The sequence below is a fragment of the Janibacter sp. CFPM2_SD2 genome (assembly GCF_057364645.1).
Map to the genome: position 1 here is coordinate 1 of NZ_JBNFOF010000011.1, position 12,770 is coordinate 12,770.

The 12,770-nt window shown below is 71.1% G+C and carries 11 protein-coding genes and 2 pseudogenes; 9 read left to right on the top strand and 4 right to left on the bottom strand.

From position 1 onward, the window contains the following. Together AC2W7J_RS02030 and AC2W7J_RS02035 are read right to left on the bottom strand one after the other, a co-directional pair. Positions 1-341: hypothetical protein (locus AC2W7J_RS02030; RefSeq protein WP_485981263.1), on the bottom strand; the 341-nt coding region annotated here is incomplete at its 3' end. 15 nt (positions 342-356) lie between these two features. Beyond that, positions 357-1,016, bottom strand: coding sequence for a response regulator transcription factor (locus tag AC2W7J_RS02035; protein WP_485981264.1), 660 nt, complete (start codon positions 1,014-1,016; stop codon positions 357-359). A 111-nt stretch (positions 1,017-1,127) separates the two neighbouring features. Here AC2W7J_RS02035 and AC2W7J_RS02040 point away from each other — a divergent pair, with 111 nt between their 5' ends. The 5 genes and pseudogenes from AC2W7J_RS02040 to lhgO all read left to right on the top strand — a co-directional run. Then, the gene (locus AC2W7J_RS02040; protein ID WP_485981265.1) at positions 1,128-3,290 is read left to right on the top strand and encodes a TRAP transporter permease; all 2,163 of its coding nucleotides are present in this window, start codon (positions 1,128-1,130) and stop codon (positions 3,288-3,290) included. A 43-nt stretch (positions 3,291-3,333) separates the two neighbouring features. After that, entirely contained in the window at positions 3,334-4,323 is a 990-nt protein-coding gene (locus tag AC2W7J_RS02045) for a TAXI family TRAP transporter solute-binding subunit (protein ID WP_485981267.1), read from the top strand. Next, on the top strand, positions 4,320-5,495 hold the full coding sequence (locus AC2W7J_RS02050; protein ID WP_255184301.1) for an acyl-CoA dehydrogenase family protein: 1,176 nt from the start codon (positions 4,320-4,322) through the stop codon (positions 5,493-5,495). The genes AC2W7J_RS02045 and AC2W7J_RS02050 overlap by 4 nt, the downstream gene beginning before the upstream one ends. Before the next feature lie 71 nt (positions 5,496-5,566). Beyond that, positions 5,567-6,624: pseudogene (locus AC2W7J_RS02055) on the top strand (CaiB/BaiF CoA transferase family protein). Next, positions 6,621-7,729 (top strand): annotated as a pseudogene (gene lhgO, locus AC2W7J_RS02060) (L-2-hydroxyglutarate oxidase); the annotation flags it as partial. The pseudogenes AC2W7J_RS02055 and lhgO, both read left to right, overlap by 4 nt. Before the next feature lie 130 nt (positions 7,730-7,859). On the opposite strand, the gene AC2W7J_RS02065 reads toward lhgO, so the two are convergent. After that, positions 7,860-8,738 (bottom strand): hypothetical protein, encoded by an 879-nt coding sequence (locus AC2W7J_RS02065; protein ID WP_485981269.1) that lies wholly within the window; start codon positions 8,736-8,738, stop codon positions 7,860-7,862. 139 nt (positions 8,739-8,877) lie between these two features. Between AC2W7J_RS02065 and ku the strand changes: the two genes are divergently transcribed. From ku to AC2W7J_RS02080, 3 genes are all read left to right on the top strand, one after another. Further along, positions 8,878-9,822, top strand: a complete 945-nt coding sequence (gene ku / locus AC2W7J_RS02070) for a non-homologous end joining protein Ku (RefSeq protein ID WP_421008714.1) — start codon at positions 8,878-8,880, stop codon at positions 9,820-9,822. Positions 9,823-9,834: 12 nt separating this feature from the next. Continuing rightward, positions 9,835-10,659, top strand: coding sequence for an Fpg/Nei family DNA glycosylase (locus AC2W7J_RS02075; RefSeq protein WP_485981271.1), 825 nt, complete (start codon positions 9,835-9,837; stop codon positions 10,657-10,659). A gap of 148 nt (positions 10,660-10,807) precedes the next feature. Further along, positions 10,808-11,338, top strand: a complete 531-nt coding sequence (locus tag AC2W7J_RS02080; protein WP_485981273.1) for a hypothetical protein — start codon at positions 10,808-10,810, stop codon at positions 11,336-11,338. Here the strand turns inward: AC2W7J_RS02080 and AC2W7J_RS02085 are convergent. After that, the gene (locus AC2W7J_RS02085; RefSeq protein ID WP_485981275.1) at positions 11,251-11,943 is read right to left on the bottom strand and encodes a flavin reductase family protein; all 693 of its coding nucleotides are present in this window, start codon (positions 11,941-11,943) and stop codon (positions 11,251-11,253) included. The genes AC2W7J_RS02080 and AC2W7J_RS02085 overlap by 88 nt on opposite strands. Positions 11,944-12,106: 163 nt before the next feature. Between AC2W7J_RS02085 and AC2W7J_RS02090 the strand changes: the two genes are divergently transcribed. Next, a complete protein-coding gene (locus AC2W7J_RS02090; RefSeq protein ID WP_485981276.1) occupies positions 12,107-12,706 on the top strand; it encodes a DUF4328 domain-containing protein in 600 nt (199 codons plus the stop codon). Positions 12,707-12,770 lie beyond the last annotated feature (64 nt).

The following is a 12,770-nucleotide window of genomic DNA, read 5'->3' on the forward strand; positions in this document are numbered from 1 at the left end:
CTGGCACCGCCGGCGGCGGCTCCCCGCCGCCACCGCCGGCTCCCGCCGCCACCGCCGGCATCGCCACCGCCGGCGTCACCGGCAGCCACCACCACCTCGCGGTTGGCGTCGACGACGAGGACCGAGCCGCCGTAGACCTCCGTGTAACGCTGCAGCTCGCTCTCGAGCGTCGCCGTCTCGTCCGTCTCGATGGCGCTCTCGGCGAGCACGGCGAAGCGCGCGACGTCACCCAGACGGCCGACGAACTGGTCCTGCGTGCGGTCGGCGGCGTGGGCCGCGAGCAGCGGCACCATGAGCGCCAGCAGCAGCATCGTCAGCAGCGGCAGGGCGATGACGAGCATCCGTCGTCGCACCGCTCACCCCTGCGCGTTGATCCGGTAACCGACGCCGCGCACGGTCTCGATGAGCCGGGGTCGGTCGAGCTTGGTGCGCAGCGCGGACACGTGCACGTCGAGGGTGCGCGAGGCGCCGACCCACGAGGTGTCCCAGATCGACTCCATGAGCGACTCGCGGGTGACGGCGTCGCCGCCGGCGTCGATGAGGGTCGACAGCAGGTCGAACTCCTTGCGGGTCAGCGTCACCTCCACCTCGCCCGCCCACACCCGGCGGGCGCCGAGGTCGAGCCGCACGTCGGCGACGTGGTCGAGCGACTCGGGGACGCCGTGGCCGGAGCGGCGCATGACGGCGTAGATGCGCGCCATGAGCTCGGCGAGGCGATAGGGCTTGGTGACGTAGTCGTCGACCCCGGCGCGCAGGGCGGAGACGACCGAGGGCTCGTCGCGGCGGGCGGTGACGGCGATGATCGGGACGTCACCCTCCGCGCGGATGCGTCGGCACACCGACAGGCCGTCCTGGTCGGGCAGCCCCATGTCGAGGAGCACGAGGTCGGCCCCCGGCACGGCCGAGAGGGCCTCCGCTGCGGTGCCCGCGCGGGTCACCGTGAGATGGGCTCGGCGCAGGGCGGGGGTCAGGGCCGCCACCACGCGGTCGTCGTCCTCGACGAGCAGGACTCGCATGTCTCTCCGTTGAGCAGTGGTGCAGTCGTGCCGGGGCCCAAGGTCAGATGTATGTAAAGTCCGTGCGGCTCCGGCCCGGGTGTGACCCGGATCGCACCTAACTTACCCGGCATGCCAACGGACAGCGTCGCCCGTGAGCAGCAGCTCACCCCCGAGCCCGTCGACGTCGACACGATCGTCGCCGACTACGACGAGGAGAAGCCCTCGCGGCAGCTCTCGCCGCGCCTCGACCTCCTCGTCGGGGTGTGGTGCTTCCTCGTCGCCCTCTTCGTCCTCAAGCAGGTCTTCGACCCGGTCGAGCAGGGGAGCCAGTACTACCTCGTCCTCTTCCTCGCGGTGACCCTGCCCTTGGTCTTCCTCACCTACCGGATGCGCGGGCGAAGGGAGCGGGCTGCGGACATCGACCCCGGCACCGACACCGTGGGTCGGGTGCCGCAGAAGGACGACCCGGGGATCCTCGACTGGGTGCTCGCGGCGGTCGCGATGCTCGTCGGGCTCTACCCGCTGCTGCCGATCCCGCTCAACGAGCTCGGCTTCGGTGGCTACGAGGGCTTCCTCGACCGGCAGGGCTCGCTGCTGACGATGGACATCGTCGCCGGCCTGATCCTCATGGTCCTCGTCCTCGAGGCCACCCGGCGCACGACCGGCCTCGTCCTGCCCGTCGTCTGCGTCGTCTTCTTCGCCTACGCCTACTACGGCGGCTTCCTGCCCGTCGGCTGGTCGATCAGCCACCTCGGGCTCAACATCGAGCAGATCGTCAACGCGCTCTACAACGAGGCGTCCGGCTTCTTCGGCGTCCCGCTCGACGTCGCGGCGACCTACATCGTCCTCTTCACGATGTACGGCGCGGTGCTCGACCGCATGGGCGCCGGTCGCTTCTTCGTCGAGTTCAGCTTCTCCCTCTTCCGCAAGTCCGCCTCGGCCCCGGGCCGCACGACGGCCCTCTCCGGCTTCCTGCTCGGCACCGTCTCCGGGTCGGGCACGGCGACCGCCGTGACCCTCGGCTCCTTCGCCTGGCCGATCCTCAAGCGGGCCGGCTACCCGAAGGAGGCGGCCGGCGGCATGCTCGCCGCCGCGGGCATCGGCGCGATCCTCTCGCCGCCGACGATGGGCGCCGCCGCCTTCATCATCGCCGAGTACCTGGGGGTCTCCTACGTCGAGGTGCTCATCTGGGCGATCGTGCCGACGCTGCTGTACTACCTCGGCATCTTCTTCGCCGTCGAGATCGACGCCCGTCGCTTCGGGGCCAGCCGCGTCGAGCTGGCGATCGTCAACCCCCTTCGCCTCCTCGCCCGCTCCGGCTACCACTTCATCAGCCTCGGCGTCATCGTCTTCTTCCTCGCCATCGACGTCCCGCCCTTCAAGGCGGTCGTCTACGCGACGGCGGTGGCCGCGCTCTTCGGCCTGGCCGAGTCGCTCCTGTCACGCCGCCGGGTCGTGAGCGGCTTCGACGACCACGACGAGGACCTCGAGCGGCTCGAGCTGTCGGACTCGCTCAAGGACTACGGCAGGCGCCTCTACGGCGCGCTGAGTTCGGGCATCCGCTCCGCGCTGCCGGTCATCGCCGTCTGCGCCGCGGCCGGCGTCATCACCTCGGTGATCGCCAAGACCGGGCTGGGTCAGATCCTCTCCGACGTCCTCGTCACGGCCGCCGACGCGATCGCCTTCAACGACGCCTCGCTCATCGTGCTGTCGGCGCTCTTCTCCGCCATCGCGATCCTCATCCTGGGCCTCGCGGTCCCGGTCACCGCGTCCTTCATCCTCAGCTGGGTGATCATCGGGCCGGCGCTCATCGCGCTCGGCGTCGAGCCGGCTCCGGTCGCGATGTTCATCTTCTACTACGCCGTCCTGTCCGAGGTCTCGCCACCGACTGCGCTCGCGGCCGTCGCCTCGGCGGCGATCACCGGGGGCAAGGTCATCCCGACGATGATCCAGGCCTGCAAGTACACGCTGCCGGCCTTCCTCGCCCCGATGGCCTTCGTGGTCACGGACAGCGGCTCGCACCTGCTGTCGCAGGGCAGCCTCGTCGACATCCTGTGGACCTTCCTCGTCGCCGGGAGCGCGGTCGCGGCCCTCGCGGTCGCGACGACCGGCTGGATGTTCGGGCCGACCAGCCTGCTCGAGCGCGCCCTGTGCGTGCCCGCGGCCTTCCTCCTGCTCTACCTCGTCCCCACGTCCATCGCCCTGGGCTTCGCCGTCTTCGCCCTCGCCATCGTGCTGCACCTCGTGCGACGACGGGTCGCGGGCGGCTCCACCCCGACACCCGCCACCTGACCTCCCTTCGACCCCGCCACACCCACCCCCTCAGAAAGGCTCGATGATGCGCCGTACCACCACCCTCACCGGACTGACCATGGCCGCCGCCCTCGCCCTGTCCGCCTGCGGCGGCCAGCAGGACCGCAGCGGCGACTCCGGCGCCGCCGCCGACAGCTGCGAGACCGGCCAGGGCCGGCTCAACATCGCGACCGGCAACTCGACCGGCGTCTACTACGTCATCGGCGGCGGCCTGGCCAAGATCGTCAACGACAAGACCGACCTGCAGGCGACCTCCGCCGAGACCGGCGCCTCGGTGCAGAACATCCAGCAGGTCGTCGCCGGCGACTACGACGCCGGCTTCTCCCTCGCCGACACCGCCGCCGACGCGGTCAACGGCTCGGGCTCCTTCACCGAGAAGCAGGACATCCGCACGCTCGGCCGGATCTACTCCAACTACACGCAGGTCGTCGTGCGCAAGAAGTCCGGCATCGACTCGATCTCCGACTTCAAGGGCAAGACGATCTCGACCGGCTCGCCGAAGTCGGGCACCGAGGTCATCGCCAACCGGCTCATCGAGACCTCCGGCCTCGACCTCAAGGACGTCAAGCGCCAGCGGCTCGACCTGACGAAGACCGTCGACGGGATGAAGGACGGGTCCATCGACGGGCTCGTGTGGTCGGGCGGTCTGCCGACGCCGGCCATCACCGACCTCTTCACCTCGATGGGTGACGACGTCGAGTTCATCGACATCACCGACCAGCTCGGCGACATGCAGAAGGTCAACGAGGTCTACGAGGAGTCGACGATCCCCGCCGACACCTACGACCTCGACGCCGACGTGCCGACGATCGCGGTGCCCAATGTCATCGTCGTGCGCGAGGACATGGAGGACAACGTCGCCTGCGCCCTGACGAAGCTCATGATCGACGAGAAGGACGCCCTCGTGAAGGTGCACCCGGCCGCTGAGGAGATCGACGTCAAGACGATGACCGAGACCGGCCCGATCCCGCTGCACGCGGGTTCGGAGCGCGCCCTCGAGGAGGCCAAGTGAGCAACGCCGCCCAGAGCCCGCTCGGGCTCTTCGCGACCGACGAGCTGATCGGTGAGGAGGAGCGCGCGATCCGGGACACGGTGCGGCGCTTCGTCGACGACCGGATCCGTCCGGGGATCGCCGGCTGGTACGAGGAGGGTTCCTTCCCCGTGCGGGAGCTGGCGCCCGAGCTCGGCCGGCTCGGGGTGCTCGGGATGCACCTGGAGGGCTACGGCTGTGCCGGGACCTCCGCGACGGCCTACGGGCTGGCGTGCATGGAGCTCGAGGCCGGTGACTCCGGGCTGCGCTCGCTCGTGTCCGTCCAGGGGTCGCTGGCGATGTTTGCCATCTGGAAGCACGGCAGCGAGGAGCAGAAGCAGGAGTGGCTGCCGCGGATGGCTGCCGGGGAGGCGATCGGGTGTTTCGGGCTGACCGAGCCGGACTTCGGGTCCAACCCGGCGGGTATGCGTACCCGCGCCCGACGCGATGGTGACGACTGGGTGCTCAACGGCAGCAAGATGTGGATCACCAACGGGTCGGTCGCCGACGTCGCGGTGGTCTGGGCGCAGACTGAGGACAAGGTGCGTGGCTTCGTGGTGCCGACGGACACCCCCGGTTTTTCCGCGCCCGAGATCAAGCGCAAGGTGTCGCTGCGGGCGTCGGTGACGAGCGAGCTCGTGCTCGACGACGTGCGGCTGCCCGCGGAGGCGGTGCTGCCGGAGGTGGCCGGGCTCTCGGGACCGCTGTCGTGCCTCAACGAGGCGCGCTTCGGCATCGTCTTCGGTGCGCTCGGGGCGGCCCGTGACTGTCTCGAGACGGCGATCACCTACTCGCGGGAGCGGGAGATCTTCGACAAGCCGCTGGCGGCCTACCAGCTCACGCAGGCCAAGCTGGCGGACATGTCGCTGGAGCTCGGCAAGGGCATGCTGCTCGCCCTGCAGATCGCCCGCATCAAGGACGAAGGGAGGATCCGCCCGGAGCAGGTGTCGCTGGGCAAGCTCAACAACGTCCGCGAGGCGATCGCCATCGCGCGGGAGTCGCGCACGATCCTCGGTGCCGCCGGCATCACGCTGGAGCACCCGATCATGCGGCATGCCAACAACCTCGAGTCGGTCCTGACCTACGAGGGCACGAGCGAGGTCCACCAGCTCGTCATCGGGCGAGCCCTGACCGGAGAGGCCGCCTTCCGTTGATCACCCCCGGTGCCCTCGAGGGCGTGCGGGTCGCCGACTTCAGCCGAGTGCTGGCGGCGCCCTACGCGACCATGCTCATGGCCGACCTCGGGGCGGAGGTGATCAAGGTCGAGCGCCCGGACGGCGGCGACGAGACCCGTGCCTGGGGCCCGCCGTGGTCGGACGAAGGGGAGTCGACGTACTTCCTCTCGGTCAACCGCAACAAGACCTCCCGGGTGCTCGACCTGCGCGACGAGGCCGACCGCCAGGTGGCGCTCGACCTCGTCGCGGGGTGTGATGTCGTGGTGGAGAACTTCCGCAGCGGCACGATGGATCGGCTCGGCCTCGGCTACGACGAGCTGTCCGCCCGGCACCCCGGGCTCGTCTACTGCTCGGTGACCGGATTCGGCTCCGGCGCGGGCGCGACCTGCCCGGCTACGACCTCGTCGCCCAGGCGGTCGGCGGCCTGATGTCGGTCACCGGGTCGGTCGAGTCCGGCCCGATGAAGTCAGGCGTCGCGCTCGTCGACGTCATCACCGGCCTGCACGCGGCGATCGGCGTCCTCGCGGCGCTGCGTCACCGCGACCGCACCGGCGAGGGGCAGCGGGTGGAGGTCAACCTGCTCTCGTCGCTGCTGTCGGCGCTGTCGAACCAGTCGTCCACGCACGCCGTCACCGGCGCGGTGCCCGGGCCGATGGGCAACCTGCACCCGAGCATCGCGCCCTACGAGGTGCTCGCCACCGCCGACCGTCCGCTGGCGATCGCGGCGGCCAACGACAAGCTCTTCCGCCTGCTCGCGCAGGGCGTCGACCGGCCCGAGCTGGCCGACGACCCCCGCTTCGGGAGCAATGCCGACCGGGTCGCGCACCGGTCGGTCCTCGCGGCGGAGCTCGAGGACGCCCTGGCGGAGCACGGCGCGGACCACTGGTTCGACGTGCTGTCGGCGAAGGGGGTGCCCTGCGGTCCGATCAACGACCTCGGCCAGGCCTTCGAGCTGGCACGGCGGCTCGGGCTCGAGCCGGTGCACGAGATCCCTTCCGCCGCAGGCGGATCGGTGGCCACCATCGCCCACCCGATCACCCTGGCCCGCACCCCGGCCACCTATCGCACGGCGCCGCCCCCCTTCGTCGTGCCGGGGGAGGGGGCATGAGCCTGCGCGCGGCCGTCGTCGGCGGCGGCATCATCGGGGCTGCCGTCGCGCGGCACCTCGCCGCCGAGCACGACGCGCAGGTGACGCTTCTCGACAAGGAGGAGCACCTCGCCGGCCACCAGACGGGGCACAACAGCGGGGTCGTCCACGCGGGGCTCTACTACGAGCCGGGCAGCCTCAAGGCGACGCTGTGCCGACGGGGCGTGGGGCTGCTGCAGGACTTCGTGCAGCGGCACGACATCGCCTACGAGGAGTGCGGCAAGGTCGTCGTCGCCCTCGACGACGTGCAGGCGGGGCGGCTCGACGACCTCCATGCGCGCGCCGTGGCCAACGGCGTGCCCGGTGCCCGGCTCGTCGACGCCGACGGGCTGTGCGAGATCGAGCCGGCCGCCACCGGGGTGCGCGCGCTGCACTCCCCGCAGACGGCGATCGTCGACTACCCGGCCGTCACCCGAGCCCTGGGCGGCGAGCTCACCGCCGCCGGCGGCAGGTCCGCCTCGGGCACGAGGTCGTCGGGCTGGAGGAGCAGGGCACCGAGGTGCGGGTGTCGACGGTGGCGCGCGGGGCGCGCGACACCGGCGCCTTCGACCTGGTCATCGTCTGCGCCGGGCTGCAGAGCGACCGCGTGGCCGGCCTGCTGGGTGAGGACCGCGCCCCGAGGATCGTGCCCTTCTACGGCGACTACTTCGTGCTCCCGAGGGACCAGCGCGATGTCGTGCGGGGCATGGTCTACCCGGTGCCGGACCCGCGCTACCCCTTCCTCGGGGTGCACGTGACCCCGCGCGTCGACGGGGTGCTGACGCTCGGGCCCAATGCCTTCCTCTCCCTGGGGCGGGAGTCCTACCGGCGCTCGCTGCCCGTGCCCGCCGACGTGCTCGACGTCGTGGGTTTTGCCGGCTTCTGGCGCTTCGCCGCGGCCAACCTGCCCGCGGCCGTGCGGGAGTCGCGCACCGCGCTCAGCTCACGCCACTTCGTCGCGGAGGCGCAGCGCTACGTGCCGAGCCTCGACACCTCGGGGGCGGTGCGTGGCACGCGGGGCGTGCGCGCGCAGGCCATGGGTTCCGACGGCCAGCTCGTCGACGACTTCGTCATCACCGGCACCGACCGTGTCGTCATGGTGCGCAATGCGCCGTCACCCGGCGCCACCTCGGCGCTCGCGATCGCGAGCACGTCGTGGGTGAGGCGCTGGCGCGGCGCGGCGGGCGCTGACCTCAGGTGCAGAGACCGGGCAGACGTCACTGGCCGTAGGCCTGGAGCGCGAAGCCGCCCCGGCCGGTCCACCCGCCGCGGATGTCGGTGCCGCGGCTGTCGGCGGCCGTGGGGTCGTAGTAGACGTACATGCGGTCGCCGTCGGTGAGGCCACCGATGGAGCGGCCCTTGCTCCCGCACGGGGCGGTCGTCAGCGAGCGGAAGTTCTGGAAGCCCGTCCAGCGCAGCGTCGCGTAGGTGCGCTGGGTCGGTGCCGAGCGCGGGACGCGCAGCTCGCGCAGGGCGCCGCTGGAGACGTTGTGGAGCAGCACGTCGATGGTCTTGCCGCTGACGGTTCCGGAGCGCTCGTAGACGATCGATCGCATGTTGCCGTAGCCCGAGCCGATGCGGGTCGCGCTGCCGACCTTCAGCGAGCCCGTCGAGGTCCAGGAGATGGGGTAACGGGTGAGGTAGCCGCCGTGCAGCCGGTAGAGGTAGCGCCCATCGGTCGCGAGGGCTCGGGTCCCCGTCCACCCGGAGGACTTGACGGTGCGCGTGCTCTGGGAGACGGCCCACACGCCGTTGCGCTCGACGCCCTTGCGCGTGATCGTCATGAGCTTGCCGCCCTGCGAGGTGGCCACCTGCTCGTTGGTGAAGGAGCCCGTGTCGCCGTAGGCGCCCACCTGGACCTCGGCCGTCGGCCGCCATCCGATGCTGTTGGTGCTGACGCGGGTGGCGGTGGCGCGCTGGTTGGCGTAGGTGTACCAGTAGTAGGCGCCGGTGCTGGTGCTGGCGCCCCAGTGGGCCCGGCAGCTCGTGGGCACGTTGGGTGCGGCGGCCGAGGCGGGAGTGGCGGCGACGGCCGCGGTCGTGCACGTGAGTGCGGCGACCGCGAGCGCGGCGGAGATGCGGCGGGACATCGTCATCGTTTCCCCTGGTGTCGTGGCGAGGTGGCCCCCTGGCCACGGCGCGATCCTAGAGGAGCGCCGCAGTCCGCGCGCGGAGGCTCCGGAGCGCCCTCCTCGAGGACCGTGGGAGGGGCCCCCACCCGCGTAGGCTGGCCGCATGCGCGCGATCTGGAAGGGTGCCGTCTCCTTCGGCCTCGTCAACGTCCCCGTCCGCCTGTACTCCGCGACCGAGAACCACGACGTGCAGTTCCGTCAGGTGCACCGCACCGACGGCGGGCGCATCCGCTACAAGCGCTTCTGCAGCATCGACGGCGACGAGGTGGCCTACGACGACATCGCCAAGGGCTACGAGACCGAGGACGGTCAGATGATCATCCTCACCGACGAGGACATGGCCGACCTCCCGACGCGCAGCAACAAGGAGATCAGCGTCGAGAAGTTCGTCCCCGAGGACCAGATCGACCCGATGCTCCTCGACAAGAGCTACTACCTCGAGCCGGACAAGACCGCGACCAAGCCCTATGTCCTGCTGCGCGAGGCGCTCGAGGCCCAGGGCCGGATGGCGATCGTCACCGTCTCGATCCGCAGCCGGATGACGATGGCCGTGCTGCGCGTGCGCGACGGCGTCATCGTCATGCAGACGATGCTGTGGCCCGACGAGATCCGCGCGGCCGACTTCGCCACCATCGAGGACCAGGAGCTGTCGGACAAGGAGATGTCGATGGCGCGCATGCTCATCGACGAGCTCGCCGGCGACTACGAGCCCGACGAGTTCGAGGACGACTACGCCCTGGCCGTCGAGGCCCTCGTCAAGGCCAAGGTCGACGGGGGAGAGGTCCAGCAGGTCGAGGCCGACGAGGACGAGTCGGGCGAGGTCGTCGACCTGCTCGCGGCGCTGGCCAGGTCCGTCGAGAAGGCGAAGACCGCGCGTGGCGAGAGCACCTCGACGGCGAAGAAGGCGCCGGCGAAGACCTCCGCCTCGAAGGCCACGACGAAGAAGGCCGCCGCCAAGAAGTCGACGGCGAAGAAGGCGACGACCAAGAAGGCTGCCGCCAAGAAGACGACGGCCAAGAAGGCCGCTGCGAAGAAGAAGGCGAGCTGAGCCCCCTTCGTCATGCCCGAAGGCCACACCCTCCACCGCATCGCCCGCGACCTGCACGCCACCTTTGCCGGCCAGGTCGTCGAGGTGTCGTCCCCGCAGGGGCGCTTCGCCGCCGGCGCGGCGCTGCTCACCGGTCACGAGCTGCTCGAGGCGCGCGCCCACGGCAAGCACCTCTTCGTCGAGCTCGCCGGCGACCGCATCCTGCACGTCCACCTCGGGCTCATCGGGACCTTCACCATCGACGAGGCCGCCTATGTCGGTGAGCGGCCGGTCATCGGGCAGGTGCGCTGCCGCATCGCGACCGACGAGCACGTGGCCGACCTGCGCGGACCGATGACCTGCGCGGTCATCACCCCCGAGCAGGAGGACGCGGTGCACGCGAAGCTCGGGCCGGATCCCTTGCGGGACACCGACGGTGGGCCTGCGTGGGAGCGGATCCGACGCTCCCGCAAGTCGATCGCGGCCCTGCTCATGGAGCAGGACGTGCTCGCCGGCGTCGGCAACGTCTACCGCTGCGAGGTCCTCTACCGGCACCGGATCAACCCCGCGACGCCGGGGGAGCGGCTCAAGCGGGCGTCGTGGGACCTCGTCTGGGCGGACCTGCGGCGGCTGCTGCCGCTCGGCGTGGCCACGAGCCGGATCGTCACCGTCGACGACCAGGTCGAGCAGGTCGAGGCCGCCCTGGCTAAGGGGGAGGACGTGCACCTGACGGAGCGGACGAGCTATGTCTACAAGCGCACCGACGAGGCCTGCGTGGTCTGCGGGTCGAAGGTGCGCTCGAAGGACGTCGCCGGCCGCACCCTCTACTGGTGCGCCAACTGCCAGCGCCGCAGCTGAGCGGCGCGTCGAGCCGCTGGCCGATCGGGCCTTCCCCCGCGCCCCTCGGCGCCACTAGCGTGGTCCGGACCACATCAGGGATCGGGGGATCACGCACCACCGCACGCTGTCCGCCACCGTCGCCGCCGTCGCCCTGGCGGCGGCTCTCGTGCCCGCCGCGAGCGCCGCACCGACGTCCGACTCCGGGGCCGACGCGGCCTCGGTCGCCTCTGACGACCGACTCGACTTCACCGAACGACGCATCGGGACCGCGTGGTTCCCGGCGTCGGTGTGGAGCGTCAAGAACTCCGTCAACCCCACCTTCGGCTGGTCCGACGAGACGAGCACCGACCGGGTCGACGGCTGCCTGAGCGACATCACCGGCAGCACCCACTACTACTCGGCGATCTTCTGGAACGACGGCGGCGTCGTGCGTGGGGTGTCGCAGACCAAGCCGGTCCGGCTCGACAGCTACGGCGTCTTCACCGCGGCTGCCTCGCGTCAGATCGACTGGCCCTACAAGGTCGGGGTGGGCAACTCGGTGACTTATCTCAAGGCGCGCGCCGGGTGGATGCGCGTCGACGACTCGAGCGTCTTCAACGACGGCCGCATCTACAGCCGGGGCAAGGTCTTCTGGTTCATGAACAAGGCCGGCACCCGCGTCGACGAAGTGTGGTTCAACCCCACCTTCTGCGACTGACCGCCCGGCGGTCGCGCCGTCAGGGGCGGCGTGGCCGCGTCAGGCGGAAGACCTCGGGGGAGTGCCCCCACTCGTCGCGCCCGAGCCGGGAGACCGGACGCAGCGCGTCGATCGTCGGCGCCGTCGGTCAGGGCGTCGCTGCGCACGGTGATCGCCACGACCTCGCCGATGACGAGGTGGCTGTCGCCGAGCTCGGTGCTCGAGTGCAGCCGGCACTCGATCGAGGTCGCCGAGTCCGCGACCCGGGGCACGGGCACGACCTCGCTGGGCTCGAGGCGCACGCCGAGGGCCTGCGCCTCGTCCACCTCCGGGTCGAAGGGGGCGCTGCTCGCGTTGGCGAGCTCGGCGAGGTCCTCCGAGACGAGGTTGACGACGAAGTGCCCGGTCGCGAGGACATTGCGCAGGGTGTCCTTGTGGCCGACGGAGGTGAAGCTGATCATCGGCGGTCGCGCGCACGCGACGTTGAAGAAGGAGTGCGGCGCGAGGTTGCCGACCCCGTCGGCTCCGACGCTCGTGATCCACGCGATCGGCCGCGGCACGACGATGCTCGTCAGCAGGTCGTAGGCATTCGTGTCCGGGTCGGTGGGGTCGAAGACCGTGCGCATGGCGCCAGCCTAGGCAGCGTGTCGAGTTGTCCACAGGCGGGCGCAGCTCGTCGGGCGGGCGGCCGCTCGCGTTCCTAGGTTCGAGGACATGAGCCAGCTGACGACATCTCCCGTCCCGTCGACCCCTGCCCAGCCCAGCCCGCCGACTCCGCCCGGACCGCCCGTGACGAGCGCGCGTGTGACCGTGGTCGTCGCCGTCGTCTGGACCCTCGTCATGGTCGTGACCGCGGTCATCGCCCTCGTGGCGAAGGGGGACATGCAGGCCTGGGCCGAGGGGACCGGTGGCGACAGCGCCGGCTTCTTGCTGCTCCTGGGCTGTGCCGGCGCCGCGACGCTGTGCATGCCGACCGCGTGGGCCGCGGGGGCGATCTGGCTCTACGGGCTGCGCCGCGTCGCCGAGACGGTCGCTCCCGGGCACTGGCACCGACGCTCCGTGGTGTGGTCGGTCCTCGGCTGGGGTGTGCCGGTCGTCAACCTGTGGTTCCCGCTGCAGGCGGTCGGCGACGCGATGAGCGCGCTCGGCGTGCGTGCGCGCGGCCTGCTGGCCATCTGGTGGGTCACGTGGCTGCTTGCCTTCTTCGGCATGAACGCGGGGCAGGCCCTCGGTGGTGACCTGATGTCGGCGCAGGACATCGAGCGGTGGGTCATCGGTCACTGCGTCGCCGCGGTCGTCATGGTGCTGGCGCTGCCCGGCTGGATCCTGGTCGTGCGGCGGGCCACGGCGGCCGCCGTCGAGCGGTCCGCGATGGCCGGCGTCCGCTGAGAGCGAACACGGCCGCACCCCCTTCGTCTCGTGGAACAGGGTCGGGGGGAGCGGCGTTGTGACC

Bases quoted from the DNA above. Each gene is read 5' to 3' on its own strand.
- AC2W7J_RS02085 (WP_485981275.1), bottom strand. From the start codon at position 11,943: ATGCGCACGGTCTTCGACCCCACCGACCCGGACACGAATGCCTACGAC.
- ku (WP_421008714.1), top strand. From the start codon at position 8,878: ATGCGCGCGATCTGGAAGGGTGCCGTCTCCTTCGGCCTCGTCAACGTC.
- AC2W7J_RS02040 (WP_485981265.1), top strand. From the start codon at position 1,128: ATGCCAACGGACAGCGTCGCCCGTGAGCAGCAGCTCACCCCCGAGCCC.
- AC2W7J_RS02045 (WP_485981267.1), top strand. From the start codon at position 3,334: ATGATGCGCCGTACCACCACCCTCACCGGACTGACCATGGCCGCCGCC.
- AC2W7J_RS02065 (WP_485981269.1), bottom strand. From the start codon at position 8,738: ATGACGATGTCCCGCCGCATCTCCGCCGCGCTCGCGGTCGCCGCACTC.
- AC2W7J_RS02035 (WP_485981264.1), bottom strand. From the start codon at position 1,016: ATGCGAGTCCTGCTCGTCGAGGACGACGACCGCGTGGTGGCGGCCCTG.
- AC2W7J_RS02075 (WP_485981271.1), top strand. From the start codon at position 9,835: ATGCCCGAAGGCCACACCCTCCACCGCATCGCCCGCGACCTGCACGCC.